Source organism: Rhodopseudomonas sp. BR0C11 (assembly GCF_010820945.1).
GTDB classification, from domain to species: Bacteria; Pseudomonadota; Alphaproteobacteria; order Rhizobiales; family Xanthobacteraceae; genus Rhodopseudomonas; species Rhodopseudomonas palustris_H.
In genome coordinates this window covers 1-7553 of the sequence record NZ_QTKI01000234.1, presented here as the reverse complement: position 1 = coordinate 7553, position 7553 = coordinate 1, and the positions used below count along the sequence as shown (strand labels likewise).

Below are 7553 nucleotides of genomic sequence, written 5' to 3'. Positions count from 1 at the left end.
CGCGACGGCAAGGACTTCAGGAACCAGATGTGGGCGACCGGCGCGGCCAGTTCGATGTGGCCCATGCGCTCGCGACGGACGCGGCTGAGAGTCACTTCGACCGAGCACTTCTCGCAGATGATGCCCTTGTACTTCATCCGCTTGTACTTGCCGCACAAGCACTCGTAGTCCTTGATCGGCCCGAAGATGCGGGCGCAGAACAAGCCGTCGCGCTCGGGCTTGAAGGTACGGTAGTTGATCGTTTCCGGCTTCTTGATCTCGCCGTACGACCACGACAGAATCTTCTCCGGCGACGCGATCGAGATCCGGATCTGGTCGAAGACCTGAGCCGGCGTCGTCGGATTGAACAGATTCATAATTTCCTGGTTCATCGCCATCTCCTCGCGTGCCGGTCGTCACCAGCCGCAAAATCGGAATTCCAGAGGCACTCCCCGTCGCGCGCGTGACGCTGGCGCGGCGGAGACACCCGGCGGCCGGCGCAAAGCGCACGCCGCCGGGCTCGACGCATTGAGTTACTCGGCAGCCTCGGCCGGAGGCGGTGCCGCCAGCTTGGAGTTGTGCAGGTCGACGTTGAGGCCGAGCGAGCGCATTTCCTTGACGAGCACGTTGAACGATTCCGGGATACCGGCCTCGAACGTGTCGTCGCCGCGCACGATCGCCTCGTACACCTTGGTGCGGCCGGCGACGTCGTCCGACTTCACCGTCAGCATTTCCTGCAGCGTGTAGGCCGCGCCGTAAGCTTCGAGCGCCCACACCTCCATTTCGCCGAAGCGCTGGCCGCCGAACTGCGCCTTACCGCCCAGCGGCTGCTGGGTGACGAGCGAGTACGGACCGATCGACCGGGCGTGGATCTTGTCGTCCACGAGGTGATGCAGCTTCAGCATGTAGATGTAGCCGACGGTGACACGACGATCGAACTGATCGCCGGTGCGGCCGTCGTACACGGTCGACTGCCCCGAAGCGTCGAAGCCCGCGAGCTTCAGCATCTCTTCGATGTCGGTCTCCTTGGCGCCGTCGAACACCGGGGTCGCAATCGGCACGCCGTGGCTGAGATTGCGGCCGAGTTCGAGCAGCTCACCATCGTCGAGTGACTTGATGGTCTCGTCCTCGCCGTAGATCTTCTTCAGGGTCTCGCGCAGCGGCTTGAGATCCTGGCTCTGGTAGTAGGTGTCGATGGTCTGGCCGATGCGCTTGCCGAGGCCCGCGCACGCCCAGCCGAGATGCGTCTCGAGGATCTGACCGACGTTCATGCGGCTCGGCACGCCGAGCGGGTTCAGCACGATGTCGGCGTGAGTGCCATCCTCGAGGAACGGCATGTCCTCGATCGGAACGATCTTCGACACAACACCCTTGTTGCCGTGGCGGCCGGCCATCTTGTCGCCCGGCTGGATCTTGCGCTTCACCGCGACGAAGACCTTGACCATCTTCATCACGCCGGGTGGAAGTTCGTCGCCGCGCTGCAGCTTCTCGACCTTGTCGAGGAAGCGCTGCTCGAGGCCCTTCTTCGACTCGTCGTACTGCTTCCGCATGGCCTCGATTTCGGCCATCAGCTTGTCGTTCGGCGCCGCGAACAGCCACCACTGCGACTTCGGATACTCCTCGAGCTCCGCGCGGGTGATCTTGGTGTCCTTCTTGAAGCCCTTCGGACCGGCGATGCCCTGGCGACCGTCGAGCAGGTCGGCGAGACGGCCGTAGACGTTACGGTCGAGAATCGCCTGCTCGTCGTCGCGGTCCTTGGCGAGACGCTCGATCTCTTCCCGCTCGATCGCCAGCGCACGCTCGTCCTTGTCGACGCCGTGGCGGTTGAACACGCGGACTTCGACGATGGTGCCCTGCACGCCCGGCGGCACCCGCAGCGAGGTGTCGCGAACGTCCGAAGCCTTTTCACCGAAGATGGCGCGCAGCAGCTTCTCTTCCGGCGTCATCGGGCTTTCGCCCTTCGGCGTGATCTTGCCGACCAGGATGTCGCCGGCGCGGACTTCGGCGCCGATGTAGACGATACCGGCTTCGTCGAGGTTCTTCAGCGCTTCTTCCGACACGTTCGGAATATCGCGCGTGATTTCCTCCGGACCCAGCTTGGTATCGCGGGCCATCACTTCGAACTCTTCGATGTGGATCGAAGTGAAGACGTCTTCCTTCACGATCCGCTCGGAGAGCAGGATCGAGTCTTCGAAGTTGTAGCCGTTCCACGGCATGAACGCGACGAGCACGTTGCGGCCGAGCGCGAGCTCACCGAGATCGGTCGACGGACCGTCGGCGATGATGTCGCCCTTCTTGACGTGGTCACCGACCTTCACCAGCGGACGCTGGTTGATGCAGGTCGACTGGTTCGAGCGCTGGTACTTCATCAGCCGATAGATATCGACGCCCGACTTGGTCGGATCGAGATCCTCGGTGGCGCGGATAACGACGCGGGTCGCGTCGATCTGGTCGATCACGCCGGTGCGGCGCGCGGCGATTGCCGCGCCCGAGTCACGGGCGACCACACCTTCCATGCCGGTGCCGACGAACGGCGCCTCGGCGCGAACCAGCGGCACCGCCTGGCGCTGCATGTTCGAGCCCATCAGCGCGCGGTTGGCGTCGTCGTTCTCGAGGAACGGGATCAGCGCCGCGGCGACCGAAACCAGCTGCTTCGGCGACACGTCCATGTAGTCGACCTGGTCGGCCGGCATCGGAACGACGTCGCGGGTGCCGCCGGCGCGGCAGACCACCAGATCGTCGGTGAACTTGCCCTTGGCGTCGAGCGACACGTTGGCCTGAGCGACCGCGTAGCGGCCCTCTTCCATCGCCGACAGATACACCACCTCATCGGTGACGCGGCCTTCCTTGACCCTGCGGTACGGGGTCTCGACGAAGCCGTATTTGTTCACGCGGGCGAAGGTAGCCAGCGAGTTGATCAGACCGATGTTCGGACCTTCCGGCGTCTCGATCGGGCAGATACGGCCGTAGTGGGTCGGATGCACGTCGCGGACTTCGAAGCCGGCACGCTCGCGGGTCAGACCACCCGGGCCGAGCGCCGACAGGCGCCGCTTGTGGGTGATTTCCGAAAGCGGGTTGGTCTGGTCCATGAACTGCGAGAGCTGCGACGAGCCGAAGAACTCGCGCACCGCCGCCGCCGCCGGCTTGGCGTTGATCAGGTCCTGCGGCATCACGGTGTCGATGTCGACCGAGCTCATCCGCTCCTTGATGGCGCGCTCCATGCGGAGCAGGCCGATGCGGTACTGGTTCTCCATCAGCTCGCCGACCGAGCGCACACGGCGGTTGCCGAGGTGGTCGATGTCGTCGATCTCGCCCTTGCCGTCCCGCAGGCCGACCAGGGTCTTGATCACCGCCAGGATGTCTTCCTTGCGCAGCGTGCGATGGGTATCGGGCGCATCGAGGTCGAGGCGCATGTTCATCTTGACGCGACCCACGGCCGACAGGTCGTAGCGCTCGGCGTCGAAGAACAGCGACTGGAACATGTTCTGCGCGGACTCGAGAGTCGGCGGCTCGCCCGGGCGCATCACCCGGTAGATGTCGAACAGCGCGTCTTCACGCGTCATGTTCTTGTCGGCGTTCAGCGTGTTGCGGATGTACGGGCCGACGTTGACATGGTCGATGTCGAGCAGCGGCAGTTCCTTGTAGCCCTGCTCGTTCAGCATCTTCAGCGTCTTGTCGGTGATTTCCTCACCGGCTTCCGCATAGATTTCACCCGTCTTCGGGTTGACCAGGTCTTCGGCCAGGTAGTTGCCGACGAGTTCCTCGTCGGACATCCGCAGCGCCTTGAGGCCCTTTTCCTGCAGCTGGCGGGCGGCACGAACGGTCAGCTTCTTGCCGGCCTCGAGCACGACCTTGCCGGTGTCGGCGTCGATCAGGTCGTTGACGGTCGAGTAGCCGCGGAAGCGGTTGACGTCGAACGGCACGCGCCAGCCTTCTTTGGTCCGCTTGTAGAGGATCTTGTTGTAGAAGGTCGACAGGATCTCTTCGCCATCGAGGCCGAGGGCGAACATCAGCGACGTCACCGGCAGCTTGCGGCGACGATCGATACGCGCATAGACGATGTCCTTGGCGTCGAACTCGATGTCGAGCCAGGAACCGCGATACGGGATGATGCGAGCGGCGAACAGCAGCTTGCCCGACGAGTGGGTCTTGCCCTTGTCGTGGTCGAAGAACACGCCCGGCGACCGGTGCATCTGCGAGACGATGACGCGCTCAGTACCGTTGACGATGAAGGTACCGTTCATCGTCATCAGCGGGATGTCGCCCATGTAGACATCCTGCTCCTTGATGTCCTTCACGGAGCGGGCGCCGGTTTCCTCGTCGATATCGAACACGATGAGGCGCAGCGTCACCTTCAGCGGCGCAGCATAGGTCATGCCGCGCTGGCGGCACTCATCGACGTCGTACTTCGGCGGCTCGAATTCGTAGCGAACGAATTCGAGCATCGAGGCGTTGGAGAAGTCCGAAATCGGGAAGACCGACCGGAACACCGCCTGCAGACCTTCGTCTGGACGTCCTCCGGGAGGTTCGGCGACCATCAGGAACTGGTCGTAAGACGCCTTCTGAACCTCGATGAGGTTCGGCATCTCCGCGACTTCCCGGATGTGACCGAAAAACTTGCGAACGCGTTTGCGACCGGTGAACGTCTGCTGCGCCATCGTGGCCTCTCGTTTCGTCGCCCGGTGGGGCGAACCTTCCGGAGCGCGAGCCGCCTCGCCCCCGGGTTGAATACCGAACATCCGAAATTCAGGAGCCAGATTTCAGGAACTAAATCCTAAGTCGGCTCAGCACTAATTCCGAACGCAAAATGACGCGCGGGGCGCTGCCGCACCCGCCCGTCGAAAACCTCATCGTCACAGACCGAAAAAGCCCGAAATTGCCGATTCTCCCAGAGGCTGCGCGGACACATTACCACGTCCTCGCGCCTGCGCTTTCGTGCTGCCGGACCAATATGGGACGGCAATGTGGAGATTCGAGGGGTTGTCCCCGCGTCTTTCCACACATTCCTGTGACGGCTCGTCCGGGCACACCGCAGCCCGCCTCGCCGTTGCCGCCCGGACCCGAAGGCCCGAACCGCGATCGTGCCGGACCCGGGAAGACCCGGGCCCGGCCAAACGATCGGCTTACTTGAGCTCGACCTTGGCGCCAGCCTTCTCGAGCTGGGCCTTGATCTTGTCGGCTTCTTCCTTGTTGACGCCTTCCTTGAGCGGCTTCGGAGCGCCTTCGACCAGATCCTTGGCTTCCTTGAGGCCCAGGCCGGTGATGGCGCGGACTTCCTTGATCACCTCGATCTTCTTGTCGCCGGCCGAGGCCAGGACAACGGTGAAGTCGGTCTTCTCTTCCGCCGGAGCGGCAGCGCCACCAGCGCCCGGAGCAGCGGCAACCGCGACGGCCGCAGCGGCCGAGACGCCCCACTTCTCTTCGAGCATCTTGGCGAGCTCAGCGGCTTCGAGCACGGTGAGGCTCGAGAGGTCGTCAACAATCTTCTGCAGATCAGCCATTGAATCAGTTCCTTACGGGTATCAGTTCGAACCAGGGTTGATTGGGAGTGAAGCGTCAGGCCGCTTCGCTTTTGGAGGCATAGGCCTGAACCACGCGGGCCAGCTTCGCAGCCGGAGCGGTGGTGACCTGCGCGATCTTGGTCGCCGGGGCCTGGACGAGGCCGACCAGCTTGGCGCGCAGTTCATCGAGCGACGGCAGCGAGGCAAGAGCCTTGACGCCATCGACGTTCAGGACGGTTGTGCCCATCGAACCGCCGAGAATGACGAACTTCTCGTTCGCCTTGGCGAATTCGACGGCAACTTTCGGCGCCGCCACCGGATCGCTGGATGTAGCGATCACAGTCGGCCCCTTCAGCAGGGAGCCGATGGCTGCGACGTCGGTGCCTTCAAGAGCAATTTTGGCGAGACGGTTCTTCGAAACCTTCACCGAGGCGCCCGCCTGCTTCATCTGCTGGCGCAGCTTCTGCATCTGGGCAACGGTGAGGCCGGAATAGTGAGCGACGATCGCGACGCTGGTGGTCTGGAACAGACCATTCAGCGATTCGACCGCCTCTTTTTTTGCCGCTCTTTCCACAGCAAGCTCTCTCCGGTTGGCGGTCCCTACGAGCAGGACCACCGGGTTGCACCCACCGTCCCGCTCCAACCCGACCCCGAGGCACAAGCCTCCAAGGACACGTAGGGCGAGACGATCGTGAATTGCCTGCCCTCCCGAACCGGCTCCGGCTGATCGCCTTCGCCCGAACGGGGTGTCGAGGTTCGAACCCTATCCGCATCCCGACGCCCGTAGCGTTGGGACACAAAATCCGGTCTTCACCCGTCTATGCAGGCCGTATGATTAAGCCTTTGAGGAAACGTAAGCTTCCGCTTCGGCGCCTGCAGTCTTGGACAGGACCAAGATCGTTCTGGCAAATAGTCCGGCGAGCCGGCCTATCGACCTTTCCGATCCCTGCCCGCATTCCGATCGAGCGACAGTGTTCTGCATCCTTCAGCGATCCGGGTGGATGAGTTGAAGGAACAGTCTCCTATCGATCAGGTCATTGGAATGCGCGCACGGGCGCGCCAGCCACAGCCGGCACGCCCGGAGCGGGGTGTTTAGCGAGTCTTAATGCGCTTGCCAAGAGCAAACTTCGCCAATCGGCACGATTTTGGCATAGGGGCCCACTCGAGGGGGCCGCGGCGGCAGCGACGAGGTGAATCCTGCCGGATCGAGCCGGGCCGCGCAAGCCTTCCGGTCGACCGACTCACCGGTCCGACAAGAGGCGCCGGCCCGCCCGCTCATCTTCAGCGAGACGATGAGCCGAAGGGACCATGCCTTTGTCTCTGTTGCGGGTTCGGCTGCCGGTCTGGAGGCACTTGCCGGCCAGTCGGCGCTGGCGGTGAGGTCGGAGCCGTTACCCCTGCACCGGATTCGGCAGCGGTTGCCCCGCAAAGAACGCCGCCAGATTGGCGATGACGCAATCCTGCATCGCGCGGTGGGCTTCCTGGGTGTGGCCGCCGATATGCGGCGTCAGCACCACGTTCGGAAACTCGGCCAGCGCATCCGGCGCGTACGGCTCCTGCGCGAACACGTCGAGGCCGGCCCCGGCGATCGTGCCGTCGGCCAGAGCGGCGATCAGCGCCGGCTGATCGATCACCGACCCGCGCGAGATGTTGACCACGACGCCGCTCGGCCCGAGCCGCTTCAGCATGCCGGCATCGATGATGTTCTCGGTATCCGGGCCGGCGCGGACCGCGACCAGCAGCACGTCGCACCACTCCACCAGTTCGGTGAGGCTGCCGATGTAGGTGTACGGCACGTCGTGGCGGCTGCGGCTGTGATAGGCAACCTCGGTCTCGAAGCCGGCCACACGGGCGGCAATCTTACGGCCGATCTCGCCGATGCCATAGACCCCGACCTTGGCGCCGGTCAGTCCGCGCGGCGGCTTCAGCATCGGCGACGGCTTGGCGCCGGACCAGCCCCCGGCCCGCACATAGGCGTCAGCCGGCAGCACCCGCCGCATCAGCGCCAACAGCAGCGCCAGCGCCAGATCGGCGACCGCGGAGGCATTCGCCCCCGGGCTGTTGCCGACCACG

General features: G+C 64.0%; 5 protein-coding genes. All 5 read right to left on the bottom strand.

All coding sequences use genetic code 11. The annotated features are described in order from the left end of the window. Positions 1 to 371: hypothetical protein (locus DYI24_RS17120; protein ID WP_164573154.1), on the bottom strand; the 371-nt coding region annotated here is incomplete at its 3' end. A 141-nt stretch (positions 372 to 512) separates the two neighbouring features. Beyond that, entirely contained in the window at positions 513 to 4637 is a 4125-nt protein-coding gene (rpoB, locus tag DYI24_RS17115; RefSeq protein WP_107345090.1) for a DNA-directed RNA polymerase subunit beta, read from the bottom strand. 465 nt (positions 4638 to 5102) lie between these two features. Next, positions 5103 to 5480 carry a 50S ribosomal protein L7/L12 gene (gene rplL, locus DYI24_RS17110; RefSeq protein WP_107345091.1) on the bottom strand — a complete coding sequence of 126 codons (378 nt, stop codon included), beginning with the start codon at positions 5478 to 5480 and terminating at the stop codon, positions 5103 to 5105. 55 nt (positions 5481 to 5535) lie between these two features. Then, complete coding sequence (gene rplJ, locus DYI24_RS17105; protein ID WP_107345092.1) at positions 5536 to 6054, bottom strand: 50S ribosomal protein L10; 519 nt, start codon at positions 6052 to 6054, stop codon at positions 5536 to 5538. Positions 6055 to 6871: 817 nt separating this feature from the next. Continuing rightward, positions 6872 to 7553, bottom strand: a 682-nt coding sequence (locus DYI24_RS17100; RefSeq protein ID WP_164573153.1) for an NAD(P)-dependent oxidoreductase, incomplete at its 5' end; no start/stop codon positions are given.